At 71.6% G+C, this 21,323-nt stretch carries 19 protein-coding genes and 2 pseudogenes; 12 read left to right on the top strand and 9 right to left on the bottom strand.

The window, feature by feature from the left end; translation table 11 throughout:
• Positions 1–354: 354 nt before the first annotated feature.
• The 5 genes from AC07BF_RS33235 to AC07BF_RS33215 form a co-directional block, all read right to left on the bottom strand.
• The gene (locus AC07BF_RS33235) at positions 355–543 is read right to left on the bottom strand and encodes a hypothetical protein (protein WP_363583339.1); all 189 of its coding nucleotides are present in this window, start codon (positions 541–543) and stop codon (positions 355–357) included.
• Positions 540–1,016 carry a hypothetical protein gene (locus tag AC07BF_RS33230; protein ID WP_363583337.1) on the bottom strand — a complete coding sequence of 159 codons (477 nt, stop codon included), beginning with the start codon at positions 1,014–1,016 and terminating at the stop codon, positions 540–542. Before AC07BF_RS33230 ends, AC07BF_RS33235 begins: the two co-directional genes overlap by 4 nt.
• 255 nt (positions 1,017–1,271) lie before the next feature.
• Entirely contained in the window at positions 1,272–2,456 is a 1,185-nt protein-coding gene (locus AC07BF_RS33225; protein WP_363583335.1) for a helix-turn-helix domain-containing protein, read from the bottom strand.
• 98 nt (positions 2,457–2,554) lie between these two features.
• A complete protein-coding gene (locus AC07BF_RS33220; protein WP_363583333.1) occupies positions 2,555–3,187 on the bottom strand; it encodes an HAD family hydrolase in 633 nt (210 codons plus the stop codon).
• A 414-nt stretch (positions 3,188–3,601) separates the two neighbouring features.
• On the bottom strand, positions 3,602–4,510 hold the full coding sequence (locus AC07BF_RS33215; RefSeq protein ID WP_478334330.1) for a helix-turn-helix domain-containing protein: 909 nt from the start codon (positions 4,508–4,510) through the stop codon (positions 3,602–3,604).
• Positions 4,511–4,708: 198 nt separating this feature from the next.
• On the opposite strand from AC07BF_RS33215, the gene AC07BF_RS33210 reads away from it, so the two are divergent.
• The 3 genes from AC07BF_RS33210 (at position 4,709) to AC07BF_RS33200 (ending at position 7,670) form a co-directional block, all read left to right on the top strand.
• Complete coding sequence (locus AC07BF_RS33210; protein ID WP_363619891.1) at positions 4,709–5,626, top strand: MBL fold metallo-hydrolase; 918 nt, start codon at positions 4,709–4,711, stop codon at positions 5,624–5,626.
• Between the two features lie 120 nt (positions 5,627–5,746).
• Positions 5,747–7,186 carry a carboxylesterase/lipase family protein gene (locus AC07BF_RS33205; protein WP_478334329.1) on the top strand — a complete coding sequence of 480 codons (1,440 nt, stop codon included), beginning with the start codon at positions 5,747–5,749 and terminating at the stop codon, positions 7,184–7,186.
• Positions 7,187–7,340: 154 nt separating this feature from the next.
• Positions 7,341–7,670 carry a deoxyxylulose-5-phosphate synthase gene (locus AC07BF_RS33200; protein ID WP_400987253.1) on the top strand — a complete coding sequence of 110 codons (330 nt, stop codon included), beginning with the start codon at positions 7,341–7,343 and terminating at the stop codon, positions 7,668–7,670.
• Between the two features lie 129 nt (positions 7,671–7,799).
• Here AC07BF_RS33200 and AC07BF_RS33195 read toward each other — a convergent pair whose 3' ends face one another.
• Complete coding sequence (locus tag AC07BF_RS33195; RefSeq protein ID WP_478334328.1) at positions 7,800–8,462, bottom strand: GDSL-type esterase/lipase family protein; 663 nt, start codon at positions 8,460–8,462, stop codon at positions 7,800–7,802.
• A 416-nt stretch (positions 8,463–8,878) separates the two neighbouring features.
• On the opposite strand from AC07BF_RS33195, the gene AC07BF_RS33190 reads away from it, so the two are divergent.
• The 5 genes from AC07BF_RS33190 (at position 8,879) to AC07BF_RS33170 (ending at position 14,073) form a co-directional block, all read left to right on the top strand.
• A complete protein-coding gene (locus AC07BF_RS33190) occupies positions 8,879–9,919 on the top strand; it encodes an ABC transporter ATP-binding protein (RefSeq protein WP_478334327.1) in 1,041 nt (346 codons plus the stop codon).
• A gap of 62 nt (positions 9,920–9,981) precedes the next feature.
• Entirely contained in the window at positions 9,982–11,250 is a 1,269-nt protein-coding gene (locus AC07BF_RS33185) for an ABC transporter substrate-binding protein (protein WP_400987247.1), read from the top strand.
• Between the two features lie 62 nt (positions 11,251–11,312).
• Positions 11,313–12,167, top strand: a complete 855-nt coding sequence (locus AC07BF_RS33180) for an ABC transporter permease (protein WP_363630080.1) — start codon at positions 11,313–11,315, stop codon at positions 12,165–12,167.
• A 13-nt stretch (positions 12,168–12,180) separates the two neighbouring features.
• The gene (locus AC07BF_RS33175) at positions 12,181–12,996 is read left to right on the top strand and encodes an ABC transporter permease (RefSeq protein WP_363629934.1); all 816 of its coding nucleotides are present in this window, start codon (positions 12,181–12,183) and stop codon (positions 12,994–12,996) included.
• Positions 12,997–13,173: 177 nt separating this feature from the next.
• Positions 13,174–14,073: an LLM class F420-dependent oxidoreductase gene (locus AC07BF_RS33170; protein ID WP_363629932.1), complete on the top strand. Its 900-nt coding sequence runs from the start codon at positions 13,174–13,176 to the stop codon at positions 14,071–14,073.
• A 275-nt stretch (positions 14,074–14,348) separates the two neighbouring features.
• Here AC07BF_RS33170 and AC07BF_RS33165 read toward each other — a convergent pair whose 3' ends face one another.
• Entirely contained in the window at positions 14,349–16,403 is a 2,055-nt protein-coding gene (locus tag AC07BF_RS33165; RefSeq protein ID WP_478334326.1) for a transglycosylase domain-containing protein, read from the bottom strand.
• Between the two features lie 513 nt (positions 16,404–16,916).
• On the opposite strand from AC07BF_RS33165, the gene AC07BF_RS33160 reads away from it, so the two are divergent.
• The 3 genes from AC07BF_RS33160 to AC07BF_RS33150 all read left to right on the top strand — a co-directional run bounded on the left by AC07BF_RS33160 (position 16,917) and on the right by AC07BF_RS33150 (position 19,637).
• On the top strand, positions 16,917–17,120 hold the full coding sequence (locus AC07BF_RS33160; RefSeq protein WP_030918248.1) for a cold-shock protein: 204 nt from the start codon (positions 16,917–16,919) through the stop codon (positions 17,118–17,120).
• A 371-nt stretch (positions 17,121–17,491) separates the two neighbouring features.
• Positions 17,492–19,057, top strand: coding sequence for a DEAD/DEAH box helicase (locus AC07BF_RS33155; RefSeq protein ID WP_400808457.1), 1,566 nt, complete (start codon positions 17,492–17,494; stop codon positions 19,055–19,057).
• 199 nt (positions 19,058–19,256) lie between these two features.
• The gene (locus tag AC07BF_RS33150; RefSeq protein WP_363583313.1) at positions 19,257–19,637 is read left to right on the top strand and encodes a CBS domain-containing protein; all 381 of its coding nucleotides are present in this window, start codon (positions 19,257–19,259) and stop codon (positions 19,635–19,637) included.
• Here AC07BF_RS33150 and AC07BF_RS33145 read toward each other — a convergent pair.
• Positions 19,627–19,875: pseudogene (locus AC07BF_RS33145) on the bottom strand (TetR family transcriptional regulator); the annotation flags it as partial. The gene AC07BF_RS33150 and the pseudogene AC07BF_RS33145 overlap by 11 nt on opposite strands.
• A 5-nt stretch (positions 19,876–19,880) precedes the next feature.
• On the opposite strand from AC07BF_RS33145, the pseudogene AC07BF_RS33140 reads away from it, so the two are divergent.
• Positions 19,881–20,324 (top strand): annotated as a pseudogene (locus tag AC07BF_RS33140) (amidase family protein); the annotation flags it as partial.
• A gap of 47 nt (positions 20,325–20,371) precedes the next feature.
• Here AC07BF_RS33140 and AC07BF_RS33135 read toward each other — a convergent pair.
• Positions 20,372–21,265, bottom strand: coding sequence for an NADP-dependent oxidoreductase (locus AC07BF_RS33135; protein ID WP_363583522.1), 894 nt, complete (start codon positions 21,263–21,265; stop codon positions 20,372–20,374).
• Positions 21,266–21,323: the final 58 nt, after the last annotated feature.

Raw genomic sequence — 21,323 nt, 5'->3', positions numbered from 1 at the left:
GGGAAACAACACCCCACCCCCGACTACGCCCCCCCCCCCCCCCTACGGGGACCTCCCCCCCCCCGTCCCCCCCCAAGGACGCGCGGGTGCGGGAGCCCCCCCCCTCCCCGAAGCAGGTCAGGCAGATCATGCGGGTTGGGACCTCGGCCTGAAGGGCGCACGGCTGTGGGCCGGTGAGGTGCCGGCAGACCTGCAGCGTGCCGTCGTCGATGGCACGGCCCATGGCCGCGATGGAGGTCTGCACCCAGGCTGGGGCCGCCCCGATGTCGACGGCCGGGCCCCTACGTACGCCTGCCACAGTGAGCAGTTGGTCGATATCGGCGCTCGCCGCAGTGAGCTGGTCGTCGATGGCGGTCAGCGCCGGGTCTTGGTCCTGCACAGCGCAACCTTCGGGGCGTCCAGGGGCGGGCAGTGCTCGACCTCGGCCATGTACGGGGTGAGGGCCCGCAGGACGCGGCCGGCCACCTCGCGCCCGCAGACGGTACACAGACCCCGTTCGATCCGGTCCTCGGCCGCGACCGGTGTACCGCCGACGGCGCTCACTCGGCGGTCCGTCGGGCCGGACCGGTCTGGTAGTTCGCGTTCTGCACCTTTCGGCGGATCCACTCGTGGGCGGCGGACTCGGAGGACAACCAATCGGTGGCCGGGTAGCCGGTCACCAGGTCCAGGACGACCCACTGATCAGGGCGGCCCGCCGGTCGCTCCACCCGCTCCGGGCGGTAGCGGGCCGCAACGCGCTGCCGGCAGGTCAGCCCGTCGCCGCACGACACCCGCGCGATCACGAGGCTGCCGTCGTTCAGGCTGACCGTGACGTCGATGATCTCGTCGCCGTTCATTCTGTGTTCCAGCTCGCTCGCGCTGCGGCTGCCAAACAGCCGCTTCATCGCCCACATCTGGAGGCTGTCCATCGGCAGCTCGCGTACCGTCAGCCACAGGATGTCCAGTGCCTGCAGTGCCGGCGCGGTGACCGGCTCCAAGTGGCCGTCCACCGAGACCGTGAGTTCGTCGGTCAACATGCCGTCTCCTTGCACTTCGGGTGAGCCGCGACCGGCCAGCCGAGCGGCGCCGTGGTCGGGCCAGTCGACGTGTAGACGTGACCAGCCGCTACCAGAGGCGGTTCGGGCGAGCCACAGTCGATACACGCTTCTCCGTGGAGTCGAGCGGGGCTTATTGACCCCGGTTCGACAACCTGTGGCGTCGGTGTCCCTGTCACGCCTCTAAGCGTCCCTGTCGGGCACCCCCGGAAGTGCCACAACCTGTGGCACCCCCTTTTACAGAGCCCTGGCCCACCGAGCGAAAGCGAGCAGTTGCTCGTCCCGGCCGCGCGACAGCCGAACCATCGTGGCCAACTCCGTCCGCACCTGACCGTGTTCGCGAACGTGTTGCGGGGCGATTTGCCTCGCGACCAGCAGTGATTCCTTCGCGTGCTGCGGTTGCCCGAGGAGCATCTGGGCCCGGCCGAGGTCGATGTAGTAGTGCGACCGGCGCTCAGCTGGCAGTTCGCGCGGTGGTGCCCAGCGGGCCGCCGCCACCACCGCGTCCTGGAGATCCTGCGGCTTGCCCAGCTCCACGGCCACCGAAAGCCGGTGGACCTCCAGGCTGTCAGGCCCGACCGCCGTACCGTTGTAGAGCCGCTCCCGCACCCGGCTGGCCAGCGCCTCGGCGTCTCGCAGGTGCTCACGCGCTTCGTCCGCGCGCCGCATACGGCCGGCAGCGACCGCCGCGCGCATGTGCAGGGCGGCAGCAGCCGCAGCGAGCGGCTCCGTCGTCGGGGCTGGCATCCGGTCGACGGCGGTCCGAAGCAACCGCAAGCCAGGGCCGAGCTGGCCGACAGAGAAGAACGTCTCCATACGTACGTACGCCGCGGCGGCTTCGAGGGCGGGATCAGCGGCGATCGATGCCGCCCATCTCATCAGCTCGATCAGTCGGCCCGAGAGGTCGCCGTAGCCGTACTTATAGGCCACCGCGTCCGCCGACCTGATCGCCAGCGCGAGGAGGCGGGCGGCCCGTTCGCGGTCAGTTCCCCGAGCCTGGTCCACTGCGCGGAACAACTCGCTGAGCAACTGCGGCATCTGTTCGGCGAGATGTGCGTACCGCGACTGCACGCGGTCCTCGACTGCCCGTTCGACGTCGGCCGCGAGTAGCGGCAGCGACCGGACCGGGCCGTCCTCCGGCAGGTCGTACGCGGCGATCGCGCGCTGCAGGGTGGGGATGGCGTCGTGCACCCGGCTGTCGGTACGACCGGGGCCGTCCAGCAGATCCTCCGGAGTGCGGTCGAGAGCACGGGCCAGTGCCTCCAGGATTCCGTCACCCGGGGACCGCTCGCCGCCTTCGACCTTGCGGATCGTGCTGTACGAGACGCCGGACAACGTCTCCAGCTGTCGACGCGTCAACCCGCTGGCCAGGCGGGCGGTTTCGATTCGCTGACCGAGTGCGGTGGCGGTGGTTACGGGCATAGTGTGGCTCCGTTCCGTGGTCGCACTCGGAACGGTACCGGCGCTTGTACGGCGTCGGGCGGATTCGCCCCGGCGGTCACGCCGCCGGGGCGGTCCTGCTACTGGCCGACCAGCACCTCGGCCAGTTCGGTCAGCGAGTTCACGGTCCAGTCCGCAGTGGGCGCGGTCGACGTGAGCCCGATCGGACCGCGGCGAAGGTGCGCGGCTCGGAGGCCGGCAGCCTGGGCAGGTGTCACGTCGTTCGTCGGATGGTCGCCGATGTACACGATCTCGTGAGGCTCACCAGGCGCCCACGCCGTCACCCGAGCGAAGAAGCCGGGGTTCGGCTTGGACACCCCCCACTCGCCGGACGTGGCGATCGCATCGGCCGGCAGGTCGAGGTCGTACAGCAGCTCGGTCACCGCGGCGTTCTGGTTGCCGGCGATCCCGACCCACAGCCCCGCTTCCCGGAGTCGGGCCAGCGCCGGACGGACGTCCGGGTAGAGGTCGGCCTCGTCAAGGTAGTCGCCCTGGCCAACTGCCTGCCGGGCGCGCCACTCGGCGGCCACGTCCACACCCGGGCGTACGATGCGGATCGCGTCGGCATTGTCCCGACCTTGAGCCAGTACGGCCCCGACCAGGGCCGACATCGTGTGCGTGGGAACGTGAAGCCAGCGGGCCCAGCCGCCCCAGTACCGGGTATCGCTGGTCAGGGTCTCGCCGATGTCGAACACCACAGAGCGGATGGGCATGGACCGAGCCTACGCCCGACCCGGTCATCGGCCCCGCGCTCGCGGGGATTGCTCCAGCCCGATCACCGGGTACTGCACCACCGAAGGATCGGCCCCGCGCTGGCGGGAATTGCTCAACTCTGTTCACGGTCGGCGTCCGCGTGGGGTCATCGGCTTCCCAGTGGTGCCTCTTACTGCCGATGAGGGCGGTCGCTGGCGAGTTCCTGCCACGGGTCGTAGGAGGCCTTCGGGTCCTTGCGCTCCTTCGAGGTCCGCTTGGTGCCCTTGGCCTTGTGCGGGCTCTTGCGGGCCTGTGTCTGCCTGGCCGTGTCGGTGCTGGCGGTTGGGGAAGACCGCGAGCCCTGCTGCGTCCCGCGTAGCAGGGGCCGAGGCGGCGCCGTTACAGCGGGCCCGGCTACCGTAGCGCTGCCCTGCCTACGTCTGCCGACGCGGCTCCTCGGCAGCGCCCGCGCCGCACGCGTGCGGTGCCCGGCTGACGGCCGCGTGGCGGAGGAGGGTGAGGGCCTGCTCGGAGGGGGAGTTGGCGGGGGTGGTGCACACGATGAGCGCCTGGTCTGGCGAGCGGGCGATGGACAGGGTCTGCTGGGTCACCGTGACCGTGCCGACGACGGGGTGGTGCAGCTCGTAGGACGAGGCGTCGCACGGCACTACGCGGTGGTCTGCCCACAGGGCGACGAACTCCGGGCTTTTCATGGTCAGTTCGCCGATCAACTCCGCGAGCAGCGCGTCCTCCGGATGTCTGCCGACGGCGATGCGCAGGTTGCCGACCACCGCGCGCGCCTTGCGTTCCCAGTCCGCGTACAGCTCCCGGCAGTGCAGGTCGAGGAAGAGCATCCGGCTCATGTTCGGCCGTCGGGCCGGGTCGTCCGGGCTGAGGAGGTCGAGGTGGCCGGCCAGCAGGGCGTGTCCGAGGGTGTTCCAGGCCAGGACGTCGGTGCGGCGGCCGAGCACGATCGCGGGGACGCCGTCGACGGCGCGGAGGAGGTCACGGGTTTCGTCGGCGAGCTTCTCGGGCCGTGGGCGGCGTGGCCGGGGCGTGTGGCGGGCGGTGTCGGCGAGCCGGTCGAGGTGGGCGCGTTCGTGGGTGTCGAGCAGGAGGGCGCCGGCGATGGCGTCGAGCACCTCGGCGGAGGCCCCGCGGGACAGGCCCTGTTCCAGCCGGGTGTAGTAGGAGACGCTGACGCCCGCGAGTTGGGCCAGTTCTTCGCGCCGGAGCCCGGCCACCCGTCTGCGGGGCCCGAGGTCGCGCAGGCCGACGTCCTCGGGCCGCAGCTGCGCCCGCCGGGCTTGGAGGAAGGCGCCGAGTGGGCCTGGTCCGTTCATCGCCCCAGTATTCGACGGGCGGCCCGGTCCCTGCCACACCCTGCGAGGGGTAGGACAAGCCGGGAGTGGCTGGTGCCCGTCCGGGTGTCCAGGATCGATCTCAGTCGGCCGCCGATTCGGCCGCGTATCCCGGACCCGAGGACGGACCTCATGGATCAGGACATGAACCAGAACATCGATCACGACATGGATCAGCACATGGGCCAGGACCCCGAACAGATCACCTTGGGCGACGTCACCGTCACCCGCGTCAAGGAGTTCTACGGCTCGGCCGGGCTGACGCCGGGCCAGTTCTTCCCGGACAGCCCCGACGGCTCGTGGGACGAGCACCGCGACTGGCTGGCGCCCGACTTCTGGGACCCGGAGACGGACGAGTGCCGTACGGCGATCCAGTCCTGGCTGCTGCGCAGCGAGGGGCGCACGATCCTCGTGGACACCGGCGTGGGCAACCACAAGGACCGCCCTTACGCGCCGGTGTGGAGCCGCCTGGACACCGGCTACCTCGACAACCTCGCCGCCACCGGGGTGCGGCCCGAGGACGTCGACGTCGTGGTCAACACCCATCTGCACGTCGATCACGTGGGCTGGAACACCCGTCTCGACGGCCGGGACTGGGTGCCGACCTTCCCGAACGCCACGTATCTGATGCCCCGGCGGGACTTCGAGTTCTGGGACCCGGCCAACGGGCACAGGAGCGTGTTCGGCCGGGGGAACCAGAACGTGTTCGAGGACAGCGTCGCGCCGGTCCACGCGGCGGGGCTGACGCACCTGTGGGAGGGGACGTACCGGATCGACGGGAACCTGCGGCTCGATCTCGCTCCCGGGCACACTCCCGGCTCGTCCGTGCTCACCCTGGAGTCCGGCGGCGACCAGGCCTTGTTCGTCGGGGATCTGGTGCACACCGCGTTGCAGATCGCGGAGCCGGAGACCAATTCCTGTTTCTGCGAGGACCCGGCGGAGTCCCGCGCGACCCGGCGCAAGCTGCTCGGCCGCGCCGCCGAGAACAACGCGCTCGTCCTCCCGGCGCACTTCGGCGGCCGGGGGGCGATGGAGGTCGCGCGCAGCGGGTCGAAGTTCGCGGTCAAGGAGTGGGCGGGTTTCTCCCGGATCTCCTGATCTCCCGACGTCCCGACCTCCTGATCTCCCGACCTCCCGACCTCCCGACCTCCCGACGTCCCGTCCGGAGCTCCCCCGATCGATGTCCCCTTCGCTCCCTTCCAGAGAGGAAGTCATCCCGTGCCCCGACAGGCAGATCCGGTCGTCGAAACCCCGGCGGGCGCCGTGCGCGGCGTCCGTGACGAGTCCGGTGAGCGCTTCCGCGCCCTCCCGTACGCGGCGGCGCCGGTCGGTGCCGGCCGGTTCGCCGCGCCCGTGCCGCACCCGGGCTGGCCGGGTGTCCGTGACGGCGGCAGGCCCTCGCCGACCGCCCCCCAGCCGGCCCGGGACTTCGGCCGGCTCGACATGAGCCCCTACTTCGGGCCGGGCTGGGTGCCCGGCGAGGAGTACCTGACCGTCGACGTCCACACGCCGGCCGCCGACGGGGGCGGGCGCCCCGTCATGGTCTTCGTGCACGGCGGCGGGTTCGTCACCGGCTCGAACCGCGCGGCGCTCTACGGCGGCGGCGCGTTCGCCCGCGACGGCGTCGTCCTGGTGACGGTGAACTACCGTCTCGGCGTGCCGGGGTTCCTGGAGCTGGCGGGTGCTCCGGCCAACCGCGGGCTGCTCGACGTGCTCGCCGCGCTCAGGTGGGTGCGGGGCTCGGTGGCGGCCTTCGGTGGCGACCCGGGGAACGTCACGGTCTTCGGCCAGTCCGCGGGCGCCACGCTCGTCGGTGCGCTGCTCGCGACTCCGGCGGCCGCCGGTCTGTTCCGGCGGGCGATCGTCCAGAGCGGCAACGGCTGCGGCGCGTTCACCCCGGAGCAGGCGCAGCGGGTCACCGCCGCGGTGGCGGCCTCGCTGGGCGTCGAGCCGACCGTGGAGGCGTTCGCCCTGGTCCCGGACGAGCGTTTCGTGGCGGTCCTGCCCGCGCTGGCCGGCCTGGATCTGCGGACCGGCACCGCTTCGGACCCGCTGGCCGGGCTCAGCCCGTTCAGCCTGGTCCTGCCGGCGCAGCCCGCCGACGCCCTCGCCGACGGCCCGGCCGCCGACGTCGATCTGCTCATCGGCACCAACACCGAGGAGGGGAACCTCTACGTCGTCCCGCAGGGCGGTCTGGAGTCCACCACGGACGCCGACGTGCTCGCCGTCGCCGCCCGGGTGCACGCGGACCCGGCGGCCGCCCTCGCCGCGCACCGCGCGGCCCGGCCGGGCGCGACACCGGGCGAGCTGCGCTCCGCCGTGCTCGGGCGGGCCCTGTTCGAGGCCGGTACGGCGCGTCTGGCACAGGCCCACGCCCGGATCTCGGGCGGCCGTACGCACCGTTACTCGTTCGGGTACCGCTCGACGGCTCTGGGCGGGCGGCTCGGCGCCGCCCACACCGTCGAACTGCCCTTCGTGTTCGACGTCGCCGACGAACCGTGGCTGCACGGGGACACCGGGCTGCTCGGGCCCGAGGCCGCCCCGGCGGGGCTCGCAGCCCGGGTCCACGGTGCCTGGGTCGCGTTCGCCGGCACCGGGGACCCGGGCTGGGCCGCCTACGACCTGCGGCGACCCGTGGCGGAGGCCTTCGGCAGCTGAGCGCCGCCAGTGACAGCCGGGGACCGCCGGGGACCGCCGGGGACCGCCGGGGGCCGCCGGGGGCCGCCAGGAACCGCCCGAGACATGGCTCCCCTGAGGCCGGACAGGAGGAAATCCGGTCGGCTCGACGGCCGCCGACGCATAGTCTGGCCTCATGGCCCATGCAAGGACCTCGTACGTCTGTCTGCCCTGCCGGGCCTCGTACAAGCAGCCCTACCCCGGGACGCGCGAACGGCGCTGCCCGCGTTGCAGCGAGGCTCTGATCCACGTCGGGTCCGCCTTCGCGGCACCGCGTCGACGGGACGCCGCCGGTTGGCGGACGCTCTCCGTGCTGCTGCACGCGGGGGTCCGATTCCACAAGGGCTGCTGCGGTGGCCCCGGCTACCGGCCACGCACGCTCGGCGAGGTGCGCGAACGGATGGCACACGCCCGGCTCACCGGGGAGCCTGCCGCCCGTGTGCTGGTGCGCCGCGAGCTTCCCTGACGAAGCTGTCCCGCACGGGCATTCAGGTCTGGGCGAGCAACGGCGTTCCTCCCTGGCTCTGGTGAGGCCGGCCTGGAGCCCTTGGATCTCCCCGCGACCGCCGCTGTCGCGGGTGGTCGCGGGGCTCGGTCAGGCGACCAGGCGCAGCCAGGCTGCCGCGAGTGCGGCGTGGCCGGCGGGCGTCGGGTGGACGCCGTCCTCGGACCAGTGCTCCGGGCCGGCCGCGGCGGCGAGTTCGGCGAACATGCCGTCGGCGGCGAGCAGGTGCGCGCCGTAGGTGCGGGCGAGCTTGCGCACGGCCTGGATCTTGGGGTCCAGGTCGGTGCGCCATTGCCGTCGTTCATCCGCTCCGATGAGGGCGGCGCCGGCCTCGATGACGCCGTGGATCGGCAGGAGGAACGGCTCGATGAGGATCAGCTGTGCGCCCGCCTCGGCGAGGGGCGCGAGCAGGCGGTCGTAGCCCGCTTCGAACTCCTCCGCGGGGATCACGCGCCCCTCCGGGTCCAGCGTGTGCCAGCCCATGTCGTTGACTCCGACGAGGATCGACACCACGTCCGGTCGGGCGTCGAGCACGTCGGTCTGCCAGCGGGCTTCGAGGTTCATCACCTTGTCTCCCGCGTTCCCGGTGTTCAGCCAGGTCACGGTGCGGTCCGGGTGCCGAAGTCCCCACTCTCCCGCGACGCGCAGCGGGTAGCCGTAGCCGAGGCCGTCTTCGCTCTGCAGCCGCTGGCAGTCGGTGATCGAGTCGCCGGTGAACATCACGGTGCTTCCCGGTCGGATGGTGATCGTCATGTGCGCTCCTTGGACGTGGACGTGGACGTGAATTCGGCTGATGTGAACGTGAATTCGGGTGAGGAGGGGCAAGGCCGGACCTCTCGAAGGTGTCGGACCTCGCCGTCATCGGGCTGACAATCACCGGCACGCCACCGTCATCGCGCTGACGGCCCCCGAGGCCGGTGGGCCGCCGCCACCCGGACCGGTGGCTTTTCTGCTTCAGTCGAAGGTTCAGAGGATTCAGCAGTCGCGGATCCGACAGCAGAGACCGCGAGACCGAGGTGCGGATGACGTCCAGCCCAGTTCCCAGTCCGTCCGCCGGTTCCTTCCCGAGCCCGCCGGAGCGTACGTCGGGCCGTTCGTCGGGCCGTTCGGCCGGCCGTCCGCCCGCGCCCGGTGCGGTCGCGTTGTCCGGGGTCAGCAAGGCGTTCGGCGTGGTCAGCGCTGTGGACGGGATCGATCTGGAGATCAGGCCGGGCGAGTTCTTCTCGATGCTCGGGCCGTCCGGGTCGGGCAAGACCACGGTACTGCGCATGATCGCGGGCTTCGAGGCGCCGAGCGCCGGCCGGGTGCTACTGGGCGGGGTCGACGTCACCGGATTGCCCGCGTTCGACCGCGACGTCAACACGGTGTTCCAGGATTACGCCCTCTTTCCGCATCTGTCGGTGTGGCAGAACGTCGAGTACGGACTGAAGGTCAAGCGGGTGCCGCGGGCGGAGCGGGCCGCACGGGTGGCCGAGGCGCTGGCGAGCGTGCAGTTGCCCTCCTTCGGTGACCGGCGCCCCGCCGAACTGTCCGGCGGGCAGCGCCAGCGGGTCGCGCTGGCCCGGGCGCTGGTCAACCGCCCGTCCGTATTGCTGCTCGACGAGCCGCTCGGCGCCCTCGACCTGAAGCTCCGGCTGGAGATGCAGCTCGAACTCCAGCAGATCCAACGCGAGGCCGGGATCACCTTCGTCCTCGTCACCCACGACCAGGACGAGGCGCTCACGATGAGCGACCGGATCGCGGTCCTCAACGCCGGCCGGATCGAGCAGGTCGGCACTCCCGCCGAGGTGTACGAGCGACCGGCCACCGCGTTCGTGGCGGGCTTCGTCGGCACCTCGAACCTGCTCCGGGGCGCCTGCGCCGAGCAGGTCTTCGGCCGGCCCGGGACGTACTCGGTGCGCCCCGAGAAGATCCGCATCGCCCGTCCGGACGACCTGGCGGGGCCCGACGAGTACGGCGTCACCGGGACGATCGGCGAGGTCGTCTACGCCGGCGCGCAGACCCGCTTCCTGGTCGACCTGGCGGCGGGCGGGCGGCTGGTGGCCGTCCGGCAGAACCTCGACGGCTCCGGTCTCGACGGCTCCGGTCTCGACGCCTCCGGTACCGACGCCTCCGGTACCAACGCCTCCGGTGCCGACGTCTCCCGCCACCGGGGGGCGAGCGTCCTCCTGGCCTGGCGGCGACAGCACACCGTCCGTATCAACCCTTGACCCGCGTCAACTCCTGACCCTCAACCCTTGACGAACAACCCTTGACGAAAGCGATCGAGTTCATGAGCACCACACGCCCCCTACGCCGCCGGACCCTGCTTCGCCGCCCCGTCCGCCGCCACCCCGTCCGCCGCCGCCCCCTGAGCGCCCTGGCGGCCGCGACCGCCCTGCTGCTGACCGCAGCGTGCGCGTCGAACTCCGGTGGCGGCGGCGGCACGGGCAGCGGGTTCACCGCACCGGACATCCCCGCGCAGAAGTCCCTCGGTCCGGGCGAGGGCACCGTCAACATCGTCGCCTGGGCCGGCTACGTCGAGTACGGGCAGGACAACAAGGCCGTCGACTGGGTCACCCCGTTCATCCGGCAGACCGGCTGCAAGGTGAACCTGAAGGTGGCGGGCACCTCGGACGAGATGGTCGCGCTGATGAAGACCGGCCAGTACGACACCGTCTCGGCTTCCGGCGACGCGACGCTGCGCCTGATCGCGGGTGGCGACGTCGCGCCGGTCAATACCGCGCTCGTCCCCAACTACGCCGATGTCTATCCCGGGTTGAAGAACCGCCCGTGGAACTCGGTCAAGGACGTGCCGTACGGAATCCCGCACGGGCGCGGCGCCAACCTGCTGATGTACAACACCGACAAGGTCACCCCCGCGCCGACCTCCTGGGGTGCGGTCTTCACCCCGGACTCGCCCTACGCCGGGCACCTCACCGCGTACGACAGCCCGATCTACATCGCCGATGCCGCGCTGTACCTGATGAGGACCAAGCCCGAGCTCGGCATCAGGAACCCCTACGCCCTCACCTCCTCCCAACTGGACGCCGCGGTGGCGCTGCTCAAGGTCCAGAAGAAGCAGGTCGGTTCCTACTGGAGCGACTACACCAAGGAGCAGGCGGCGTTCGACTCCGGCGACGCCCTGATCGGCACCACCTGGGAGGTGATCCAGCGGGCGGTCGCCGCCGAGGGCAGGGTGAGGACGCAGGCGATCCTGCCCGTCGAGGGTTCCACCGGCTGGTCCGACACCTGGATGGTCTCGTCGCACGCCCAGCACCCCAACTGCGCCTACGCGTGGATGGACTACATCGTCTCGCCGTCGGCCAACGCGCAGGTCGCCGAGTACTTCGGCGAGGCCCCGGCCAACTCGAAGGCCTGCGCGCAGATCACCGACAACCCGGGCTTCTGCGCCGACTACCACGCCACCGACGAGAACTGGTGGAAGGACGTCTACTACTGGACGACGCCCACCGCGCAGTGCGCCGACGGCAGCGGCCGCGACGACTGCACCGCGTACGCCCAGTGGGTCACCGCCTGGAACGGGATCAAGAGCTCGTGAGCGCCCCCGCCGCGGCACGCACCCCGGCGCACACCGACGCGCGCACTCCGACCCGCACCCCGATGCGCCGGTTGGCCGGGCTGCTGGACCGGCGCCCCGGTCTGCGGCTCGCGGCGCTGCTGGCGGCGCCGATGACCTGGCTGGTGCTGGCGTACCTCGGCTCGCTGGCGGTCCTCCTGCTGTCCGCGTTCTGGAGCACCAACGCGTTCACCTCCGCCGTCGAACAGCGCTGGACCGTCGACAACTTCCGGTCGCTGCTGACCGATCCGCAGTACCGGACGGTCGCCGTGCGCACGCTGGGCATCGCGGTGTCGGTGACGGTGATCGACGCGGTGGCCGCCCTCCCGATGGCCTTCTTCATCGCCCGGGTGGCCCGGCCAGGGAGCCGGCGCCTGCTGCTGGTGGCGGTGCTGACGCCGCTGTGGGCCGGCTACCTGGTCAAGGCCTACGCCTGGTGGGTGATGCTCAGCCACGGCGGTGCCCTGGACTGGGTCGCCGCCCCCTTCGGCGGGCACTCCCCCGGTTTCGGCGTTCCGGCGGTGGTCATGGTGCTCGCGTACCTGTGGCTGCCCTACATGGTGCTGCCGCTGTGCACCGCGTTCGGGCAGCTGCCCGACAGCCTGCTCGCCGCGGCGGCGGACCTCGGCGCCGGCCCCTGGCGGACCCTGCGCACGGTGGTACTGCCGCTGGCCAGGCCGGCGCTCATCGCCGGGTCGGTCTTCACCTTCTCGCTGAGCCTGGGCGACTACCTGACGGTGCAGATCGTCGGCGGCACCACGTCCATGCTCGGCAACGTCATCGCGTCCAACGTGACGCTGAACCTGCCCCTGGCGGCCGCGGTGTCCTGCGTCCCGGTGCTGCTGATCGTGGGCTACCTGCTCGCCGTGCGCCGCACCGGCGCGCTGGACAGTCTGTGAGGCCGAGGCCCTGATGCAACTCTCCCGCGGTGCCCGGATCCTGCTCCGGACGGCGACGGCCCTGGGGTTCGCCGTCATCTACGCCCCGCTGCTGCTGGTCCTGGTGAACTCCTTCAACGCCTCGCGCTCCTTCGCCTGGCCGCCGTCCGGCTTCAGCACCCGCTGGTGGACGGCCGCCTGGCAGGAGACCGGGCTGCGCGAGGCGCTGGCCACGTCGCTGAAGGCCGGGCTCGGCGCGACCGGTGTGGCGCTGGTGCTGGGCACCATGGCGGCCTTCGCCGCGACCCGGTACCGGTTCTTCGGCCGGCAGTCGGTCTCCTTCCTGCTGATCCTGCCGATCGCCCTGCCCGGCATCGTCACCGGCATCGCGCTCAACGCCGCGTTCCGCACCGTGCTGACCCCGCTCGGGGTGGGCTTCGGCCTGTTCACCGTGGTCGTCGGGCACGCCACCTTCTGCATCGTGGTGGTGTTCAACAACGTGTCGGCGCGGCTGCGGCGCATCGCGCCGTCGGTCGAGGAGGCGTCGGCGGACCTCGGGGCGGACACCTTCCAGACCTTCTGGTACGTCACGCTGCCGGCCGTGCGCAGCGCGCTGCTCGCCGGGGCGCTGCTGGCCTTCGCGCTCTCCTTCGACGAGATCGTGGTGACCACCTTCACCGCGGGCCCCGGCACCCGGACGCTGCCGCTGTGGATCTTCGAGAATCTGGCCCGGCCCAACCAGGGCCCGGTGGTGGACGTCGTGGCCTCGGTGCTGATCGTCCTGGCGGTCGTGCCGGTCTACCTGGCGCAGCGCCTGTCCGGCGAGCCGCTGGAGGGGCGCGGCCTCTGAGTCGGCGCCGCCGAGGAGAGGCGCCGTTGACATCGTCGTATCCTGGATTACGCAGGCTGCCTGCGGGTGTCGGAGGCCCTCCCCCGACGGCCACCGGCCCTGTTCACCGTGTCACGGCGCTGTTCGCGCTTCCGCGGCAGCGTGCACGTCTTCGAGACGAAGCGCTCAGGAGTGACCATGCTGACTGGCATCAGGTTCCCCTCGCAGGAGATCGGTTCGGATCGTGCGGTCATCCGCGATTGGGCCCTGCAAGCGGCCGGGACCGGCTTCTCCTACCTCGTGGTGAACGACCACGTGGTGGGGGTGGACCCGGACTCGCGGCCCGACTACGGCGCCCGGTTCCCGGGCGGCGCGCAACGGACGGCGGCGGCCTACTCGATCAACACCGCGTTCCACGAGCCGCTCACCACCATCGCCCATCTCTCGGCCCTCTGCCCGGACCTCGGCTTCTCCACCGGCGTCCTGGTCTGCCCACAGCGGCAGACGGCGCTCGTCGCCAAGCAGGCCGCACAGGCCGACATCCTCAGCGGCGGCCGGCTGCGGCTCGGGATCGGCGTGGGCTGGAACCCGGTCGAGTACGAGGCGATGGGCGCCGACTTCCGGACGCGCGGACGGCGGATCGAGGAACAGGTGTCGCTTCTCCGGGCCCTGTGGACCCGTCAGATCGTCGACTTCGAAGGCGACTTCGACCGCGTCGTCGGTGTGGGCCTCGAACCGCGGCCGCTCCAGCAACCGATCCCGATCTGGATGGGCGGGTGGAGCGACATCGTGTTGGACCGCATCGGACGGATGGCCGACGGCTGGTACCACGGAGGCGAGTTCAAGCCGGACGTCCCCCAGAAGATCGAGGCGATCGCCACCGCCGCCGAGCGAGCCGGTCGCCGGGCCGACGACATCGGAGTGGAGGGCGCGGTCGAACTCCGGTACGGCCTCGAAGGGATCGAGGAGCGGGCCCGGAGGTGGGCGGAGGCGGGCGCCACACACCTGGTCGTCGACCCCATGCACGCCGGGTACCACGGCGGCGAGCACCTCGACCACCTGGCCCGGATCGCCCAGAGGCTGCCGCTCCGGGCCTGAGCTCACGGATTCCGGCGAGCCCCGGGCCTGAGCTCACGGATTCCGGCGAGCCCCGGGCCTGAGCTCACGGATTCCGGCGCCATCGACGGGGCACGGGCGACAGAACGGCATCCGGAAGCTGGACCGGTGCCGCTACGACCCGTTCGGCCCCTGCGGGCGGGCGACGCCGCCACGCGGGCGCGCGGCCACCCGCCGGGAGGCGGCCGTGGGGGTCGCCGCCGGGTGCCGGGGCCGCGCCGGATTCCGGCGGCGCGGCCCCGCTCAGAACGAGCACGCTACGGCAGCTGCACCGGGGTGAAGGTGCCGGCCGGGGTGTCGGCGAGGGCGCCGTTCATGGCGTCGCGCCAGATCGGGCCGGCCAGGGTGCCGCCGAAGGCCTGGCCCACGACGGTGCCGCCGATGCGCTGGCCGTCCAGGGGCTTGGGGTTGTCGGTGTCGCTGACGACGGTGGCCCCGGCCATCTCGGGGGTGTAGCCGACGAACCAGACCTGGCGGCTCGCGTCGGTGGTCCCGGTCTTGCCGGCGCTGTCGCGGCTGCTGAGGCCGGCGGTCTGGCCGGTGCCGTCCTCGACGACGCCCTTGAGCATCGCGGTGACGGTGTCGGCGGTCGTGTTCGACATCACGGCGGAGCAGTTCGCCTGCGGCACCGCGAGCTGCTTGCCGTCGGGGCCGGTCACCGAGGCGATGGCGGTCGGCGCGCAGTAGGTGCCGTGGGCGGCGAACGCCGCGTAGACGCCGGCCATCTCCAGCGGGGTCAGGTCGTTGCTGCCGAGCGTCATCGACGGGACGACCTGGAGCTTCTCGCCGCCCGCCTGCTCGGTGATGCCGAGCTCGTTGGTCATCCGGGCGACGTTGCAGAGCCCGGCGTCGCCCTCCAGCTTGGCGAAGTAGGTGTTGACCGACTGTGCCATGGCCGTCTTCATGTCGAACTGGCCGGTGAGGCTCTGGCTGTCGTTGTGCACCTGCCCGGCCGAGGGGAACCGGCCGCCGGAGCAGTCCGTCATCGCCGGCCACGGGATGCTGTAGTCGGTGGTGTAGCTCTGGCTCGGCGAGATGCCGTTCTCCAGGGCCGCCGCGGCGACGATCGGTTTGAACGTCGAGCCGGTCGGGAAGCCGAGCCCGCCGCCCATGGCCTTGCCGACGTTGTAGTTGATCTGGGTCTGGTGCTGCTTGCCGTCGACGCCGTACGGGCGGCTCTGGCCCATCGCGAGGATCTTGCCGGTGCCCGGCTCGACGATGCTCATCGCGGTCGCGGCCTGGTCGCCGGCGTTCACGTGGGCGGTGACGGAGGCGTAGAGCGAGGCCTGGGCCTTGGGGTCGAGCGTGGTGTGGATCTGGAGGCCGCCGCGCTTCCACACCGCCTGCCGTTCGGCCGCCGACTTGCCGAAGGCCGGATCGGTGAGCACCGTCTGGCGCACGTAGTCGCAGAAGAAGCCCTCGCCCTGCTTGGCCAGGATGCAGCCCTGCTGCGGCGCCTGGACGTTGAGCCCGAGCGGGGTCGCGATGGCCTGCTGGGCCTGCTCCTTGGTGATGTGCCCGTACTCGGCCATCTTGCGCAGCACGGTGTCGCGCCGGTCCTTCGCCGCGGTCGGGTTGACCGTCGGGTCGTAGCCGGTGGGCGACTGCACCAGGCCGGCGAGCAGCGCGGCCTGCGGCAAGGTGAGGTCCTTGGCGTGCACGCCGAAGTAGCGCCGCGCTGCCGACTCGATGCCGTAGGCCTTCTCCCCGAAGAAGGTGATGTTCAGGTAGTTGGTGAGGATCTGGTCCTTGCTCAGGGTCTCCTCGACCTTGATCGCGTACTTCAGTTCCTGGATCTTGCGGCCGATCGTCTGGCGCTGTGCCTCGGCCATCTTCTGCGGGTCGTCGCCCGCCTCGTCGACGAAGACGTTCTTCACGTACTGCTGGGTCAGGGTGGACGCGCCCTGCGCGGTGCCGCCGGAGGTGGCGTTCTTGTCCAGGGCGCGCAGCACGCCCTTGAGGTCGATCGCGCCGTGCTCGTAGAAGCGGTTGTCCTCGATGTCGACGAGTGCGGTCTTCACCAGCGGGGACATCTGGTCCGCCGGGACGACGGTGCGGTCGCGGTCGTACACGGTGGCGATCGTGCCGCCCTGCGCGTCGAGGATCGTCGAGGCCTGTGAGAGCGCCGGGGTCTTGAAGTCGTCGGGCAGGCTCTGGAAGTCGTCGGCCGCCGACTGGGCGCCGAGCCCGACGGCCGCCACCGCGGGCAGGGCTATGCCCGCCGCCACGATCCCGGCGATCACGCTCACCCCGATCAGCCGCGTTCCGTGCCCCAGTTTCCGCATCTCCATCGCCTCCCGCTTCTCCGCCATGTCGTGCGCGACCCTACGGGCGCGTCATGAGGAACTCCTTGGGACGTGGGCCCCGCCGTGTCACAGCCGCGTGACAACCTGCCGCGCCACCGCCCCCGTGCTCCCGGCGCCGCCGGCAGACCCGGCCGCGCCTTGATCACCTGGACCCGGAGGTGCGAAGTCTCGGAACACCCCGTGCGGCTTGAGCGAACTCCCCGTAGCCCGTCATTCAGACGGCAGAATTGACACTTCCTGCCGTATGCGCCCGAGAGCGCAAGGGCGGTCTTTCCGAAGCCGGCGGCCCCCGGGGGGAGGCTCCCGCGAAACCCGGGGTGAAATATTCGCCCATGGCGGGCCGGAGCCTGCTAGAGTCGTTTTAGTTGCAGTAGTGGTTCCCATGAACTTTGTGTGCGCCTGCTGATGTTTCGCAGGCGCATTTTTGTTTCCCGGCTCTTCCCCGGGTGGGTGCTCATCGCGGCGACTCGGAGCCTGCATGGTGCGGGCTTCGGACAGCCCCTTGAAGGAGATTTTTTTATGGCTAATGGCACTGTGAAGTGGTTCAACGCGGAAAAGGGCTTCGGCTTCATCGAGCAGGAGGGTGGCGGCCCGGACGTCTTCGCCCACTACTCGAACATCAACGCCAACGGCTTCCGTGAGCTGCTCGAGGGCCAGAAGGTCGAGTTCGACGTCACGCAGGGTCAGAAGGGCCCGCAGGCCGAGAACATTCGTCCGCTGTAGTTTTTCTGCCACGGCACCCGCCTAGCAGCGAGGGGCCCGCACCGCGTACATGTTGCCCGGTGCGGGCCCCTCGGCATTTGCGTCACGACGCATTCCCGGCCGTTCAGGCCCCCTGGCTCCGCCACCGGCAGCCATCCCCACGCGAGACGCACAGCGCCGCGTCCGGATCGGCGCCCTGCCGTGACAGCTCACGGTTCGAGGTCGTTCGCTCCCACCCCTCTCGGTGAGCGCCGACCGTAGGTGACGTGCCGCACGGTTCTACCGTCCACGCCCCGCCCGTCACACTTCCGGCCCGTTCCCTTGCGGTCTCCGTCGGCGCCCCGCGCCACGGGGCCTTCCTCGTGACGCGCCGCCCTGAGGAAGGTTTCCACGTGAACCGCTCCAGTCGCTCCTCGTACCAGAACGCCAACTCCCGCTCCGCCTCCGGCTCCCGCTCCGGCGGCGGCTCCGGTTCCGGCTCCCGCTCCGGCGGCAGCTCCTTCTACGGCTCCCGTCCGGCCGGCGGCCGGCGCCCCTCCGATCGGGGCCGCCGCCAGGACTCCTCCCCGCAGGGCGAGTTCGCGATGCCGGTGAGCACCACCCCGGCGCTGCCGGCCGTCGAGTCCTTCGACGAACTGGACATGCCCGCGGCCCTGTTGAAGACGCTGACCCGCCAGGGCGTCACCTCGCCGTTCCCCATCCAGGCCGCGACGCTGCCGAACTCGCTGGCCGGCCGCGACGTCCTCGGCCGGGGCCGCACCGGCTCCGGCAAGACCATCGCCTTCGGTCTCGCCGTCCTGGCCCGCACCGCCGGGCAGCGGGCCGAACCCCGCCGCCCGCTGGCCCTGGTGCTGGTCCCGACCCGCGAGCTCGCGCAGCAGGTCACCGAAGCGCTCACCCCCTACGCGCACTCGGTGCGGCTGCGGATGGCGACCGTGGTCGGCGGGATGTCGATCGGCCGCCAGGCGCAGGTGCTGAACCGCGGGGCGGAGGTCGTGGTGGCCACCCCCGGCCGGCTCAAGGACCTGATCCAGCGCGGCGACTGCCAGCTGGACGGGGTCGGCGTCACCGTCCTCGACGAGGCCGACCAGATGGCCGACATGGGCTTCCTGCCCCAGGTCACCGAGCTCCTCGAACAGGTCGCCGAAGGCGGCCAGACCATGCTGTTCTCCGCCACCCTGGACCGCAACGTCGACCGCCTCGTGCGGCAGTTCCTGAACGACCCGGTCACCCACTCGGTGGACCCGTCCGCGGCGGCGGTCAGCACCATGGAGCACCACGTGCTGCACGTGCAGAACCACGACAAGAACGCCACGATCGCCCACATCGCCTCCCGCGACGGCGGGGTGATCATGTTCACCGACACCCGGGACCGTGCCGACGCGCTGGTCGAGGACCTGCTCGCCAACGGGGTCAAGGCCGCGGCCCTGCACGGCGGCAAGTCCCAGCCCCAGCGCAACCGCACCCTGGAGCAGTTCCGCACCGGTCAGGTCACCGCGCTGATCGCCACCAACGTCGCCGCCCGGGGCATCCACGTCGACGGCCTCGACCTGGTCGTCAACCTGGACCCGCCGAGCGACCACAAGGACTACCTCCACCGGGGCGGCCGCACCGCCCGGGCCGGCGAGTCCGGCACCGTCGTCACCCTCGTCCTGCCCAGCCAGCGCCGCCAGATGGCCCGCATGATGACCACCGCCGGCATCACCCCCGTCACCACCAGGGTCCTCGCCGGCGACGAGGACCTGACCCTCATCACCGGCGCCCGCGTCCCCACCGGCGTGCCCGTCGTCATCGCCGACCCCGTCGTCGAGCGTCCGCGCCGCAGCGCAGCCGCGAACCGCGGCCGCCGCGGACGCCCCGCCTCCACCGGCGGCGACACCCGCGCGGCCTCCGGCCGCGACAACCAGGGCTCCTCCGGCCGCCGCCGGGCGCCCAGGCGCGTCGCCCTCGCCGCGTAGCACCCCGACGCGGGCCCGACGCCCGGTGCGCACCGGGCCCGCGCGGCCCTCCCAGGCCCTCCCAGGCGCGCCACCCGGTTTCCACGACCACTGCACCCGGAAGCCGGAACCGGCCCCCGGCCCCCGGCCCCCACTCGCCCCTCCGCCAGTGCCCCGATCACCGCCGACCCCGGCGGAAGCGACACGAAGGAGTCCGCCCATGACCATCGCCCTCGACCACCCCGCAAGCACCACCACGGTCGGCGACCTCATGAAAGGCCCGGAACTGCAGATCAGCGACGATGTCATGGTCGACACCGCGATGGACATCCTGCAGAGCTCCGGCACCGACCACCTGCTCGTCCGCGACGACGACGGCCGCTGCGCCGGGCTGCTGACCCGCCTGCACCTCGCGCCGTTCCAGGCCCGGTCCTGGTACACCGAGCGCACCCCGGTGCGCGACATCGTCCTCGACCGCGCCCCCTTCGCCACCACCGACATGCCCGCCACCGCGGCGGCCGCCGCCATGCGCTCCCGCGGCCTGGACGCGTGGCCGGTGGTGGACCACGACGGCCGCGTCATCGGCCTGCTCAGCCTCTAGACACGATCCCCTCGACGATCCTCATCAGGCGCTCCCCCGCCTGGTCGACGCTTCCGTTCTGCGCGCAGACCTGCGCCCCTTCGAGCACGAAGGTGATCTCGGCCGCGGTCTGCGCCGGGTCGGGCAGCCGGGCCTCGGCGCACATGGCGACCAGCCTGCGCAGCTGGCGGGCCTTGTGCTCCTCGATCACCTGCCGTGCCGGGTCGGAGCGGTCGGGCAGTTCGGCGACGGACTTGATGCTCGCTGCGGATCGGCGTCCTCACCCAGGCGTGGGGAGGACGCCGGACCACCGCACCGGTGGCCGACGCCCTCTCCCGAACCGTGCGCCTGCTCGAATCCCTCGGACACCAGGTGGAGGAGGCCGAGGTCGACCTCGGGGGCGGCTGGGAGGAGTTCGTCCTGGCCAACGCCCGTCTGATGGCGGCGAATCTCACCGCCATGGTCGGCTGGATCGACCGCCTCCTCGACCGCTCGCCGTTCACCGCGGCGTTCAACGTGGCGGGCACGCCCGCCATGTCCGTACCGCTGACGGCCGACACCGAGACGGGACTGCCGATCGGCATGCAGTTCGCCGCCGGGTACGGCCGCGAAGGCCGCCTCTTCCGCCTCGCCGGACAACTCGAACAAGCGAGCCCGTGGTCGCACCGCACGCCCTCCGTGTGGGCGGGGAACGCCCCGGGCCGCTGACGAACGCCTCTGGGGGAACCGGGTCGTACGACTGCGCGGAAATCGGCTCAGACGAGCACGACCCGGCGCCCCCGCGTGTGGCCGGCGTGGCTGTCGATGTGCGCCGCCGCGGCCTCGGCGAGCGTGTACGACTTCTCGACCGGGATGTGGAGCCTGCCCCGCGCGATGAGGTCGACGGCCTCGGCGAGCGCCTCCGGCATGCTCCCGGCCACGCCGGAGAACCGGACGCCGAACTGCGGCGCCGAGAGATCGGCGATGGAGATCACCTTCTGCGGATCCCCCGTCAGCTCGACGAGTTCGCGGATCACGCCCGAACCGGCCAGGTCGAGCGCCGCGTCGACCTGGCCGAGTTGCCGCACCCGCTCGACCCAGCCCTCGCCGTACGTCGTGGCGGCGGCACCCAGGCTGCGCAGGTAGTCCTGGTTCGCGGCCCCGGCCGTGCCGATCACCGTGATGCCGCGGTCGCGGGCGATCTGCAGCACCGCCGAGCCGACTCCGCCGGAAGCGCCACTGGCCAGCAGCGTCTGCCCGGGCCGCACGCCGACCTGACGGATGATGCGCAGCGCGGTCTCCACCACGGAGGGGTACCCGGCCGCCTCTTCGAACGTCAGCCCTTCGGGCATCCGGGCCCAGGCCGACAGCACGGCGAACTCGGCGTAGGTGCTCAAGCCCTCGCCGAACACGTGGTCGCCGGCCTCGATCCCCTCGACGCCCTCGCCGACCTCGTCCACCACCCCCGAGGCGTCCTGCCCGACGCCGGAGGGCAACTCGATCGGATGGGCCTGGAGGAACTGGCCTTCGCGGATCCTCCAGTCGACGGGGTTGACGCCCGCCGCCCGTACGGCGATGCGGATCTGACCGGGGCCCGGGTGGGGCCGCTCGGCGTCGACGAGCTGCAGAACGTCCGGCCCGCCGAACTCGGCGAAGCTCACCTTCTTCATGTTCTTCATGCGGCCGACCGTAGCACTAACGGTTAGTGTTTAGTAACTGTTCCACCTT

It is taken from the genome of Kitasatospora sp. NPDC043950 (assembly GCF_056435345.1).
This window is presented reverse-complemented; position numbering and strand designations above follow the sequence as displayed.

Coding starts and splice junctions, on each gene's coding strand:
- AC07BF_RS33230 (WP_363583337.1), bottom strand. CDS start 1,016: ATGTTGACCGACGAACTCACGGTCTCGGTGGACGGCCACTTGGAGCCG.
- AC07BF_RS33225 (WP_363583335.1), bottom strand. CDS start 2,456: ATGCCCGTAACCACCGCCACCGCACTCGGTCAGCGAATCGAAACCGCC.
- AC07BF_RS33220 (WP_363583333.1), bottom strand. CDS start 3,187: ATGCCCATCCGCTCTGTGGTGTTCGACATCGGCGAGACCCTGACCAGC.
- AC07BF_RS33215 (WP_478334330.1), bottom strand. CDS start 4,510: ATGAACGGACCAGGCCCACTCGGCGCCTTCCTCCAAGCCCGGCGGGCG.
- AC07BF_RS33210 (WP_363619891.1), top strand. CDS start 4,709: ATGGGCCAGGACCCCGAACAGATCACCTTGGGCGACGTCACCGTCACC.
- AC07BF_RS33200 (WP_400987253.1), top strand. CDS start 7,341: ATGGCCCATGCAAGGACCTCGTACGTCTGTCTGCCCTGCCGGGCCTCG.
- AC07BF_RS33195 (WP_478334328.1), bottom strand. CDS start 8,462: ATGACGATCACCATCCGACCGGGAAGCACCGTGATGTTCACCGGCGAC.
- AC07BF_RS33185 (WP_400987247.1), top strand. CDS start 9,982: ATGAGCACCACACGCCCCCTACGCCGCCGGACCCTGCTTCGCCGCCCC.
- AC07BF_RS33180 (WP_363630080.1), top strand. CDS start 11,313: ATGCGCCGGTTGGCCGGGCTGCTGGACCGGCGCCCCGGTCTGCGGCTC.
- AC07BF_RS33175 (WP_363629934.1), top strand. CDS start 12,181: ATGCAACTCTCCCGCGGTGCCCGGATCCTGCTCCGGACGGCGACGGCC.
- AC07BF_RS33170 (WP_363629932.1), top strand. CDS start 13,174: ATGCTGACTGGCATCAGGTTCCCCTCGCAGGAGATCGGTTCGGATCGT.
- AC07BF_RS33165 (WP_478334326.1), bottom strand. CDS start 16,403: ATGGCGGAGAAGCGGGAGGCGATGGAGATGCGGAAACTGGGGCACGGA.
- AC07BF_RS33160 (WP_030918248.1), top strand. CDS start 16,917: ATGGCTAATGGCACTGTGAAGTGGTTCAACGCGGAAAAGGGCTTCGGC.
- AC07BF_RS33150 (WP_363583313.1), top strand. CDS start 19,257: ATGACCATCGCCCTCGACCACCCCGCAAGCACCACCACGGTCGGCGAC.
- AC07BF_RS33135 (WP_363583522.1), bottom strand. CDS start 21,265: ATGAAGAAGGTGAGCTTCGCCGAGTTCGGCGGGCCGGACGTTCTGCAG.